This is a genomic window from Ruegeria sp. C8, assembly GCF_056537565.1.
This window is the reverse complement of record NZ_JBQFRV010000047.1, coordinates 1-548: the sequence shown is the minus strand read 5'-3', so window position 1 is coordinate 548 and position 548 is coordinate 1. Positions and strand designations below refer to the sequence as shown.

Here is a 548-nt window from a genome sequence, read left to right as displayed (position 1 = left end):
ATGCGCCAACTGTTTGACGTGACCGTTGAACGTGACAGGCTTGGGAATGCAGAACCATTGCCAGCCATCTATCCGAAGCACTTAGCCCCAGTAGTCAGGAAAGACGACGAAGGTAAGCGCGAGCTGGTCTCGCTGAGTTGGGGATTTCGTACGACAAAGAAGTCAAAGAAAACCGGTGCTATTATCCAACCGGGTGCCTGGAATAACGCACGTGATGACAAGGTGCGCTCAAACGGCTTGTGGAAACAGAGCTTTGAGGAGCGGCGTTGCCTCGTTCCGGTTAGTTCGTTCTGTGAGGCCCAAGGAAGAAACCCTGCCACCTACCACTGGTTCGCCCTGAAGGGCGATGAAGACCGCCCGCTACTCGCATTTGCGGGTATGTGGCAAACCTCGCGATACCAGGGCAATGAAGGGCCCGAGGAGGTTGAAACCTACACCGTCATCACCACGACGGCCAATGAACTGGTAAAGCCCATACACCCACGGAGAATGCCCGTCATCCTCAAGCCGGAGGACTATGAGCAATGGATGGATGGCAACGCGGATGA

1 protein-coding gene is annotated in these 548 nt (G+C 55.1%); it reads left to right on the top strand.

Annotation, left to right across the window (positions count from 1 at the left end):
• The coding region (locus tag ACR0KL_RS22755; RefSeq protein ID WP_480777555.1) for an SOS response-associated peptidase at positions 1-548 on the top strand (548 nt) is incomplete at both ends.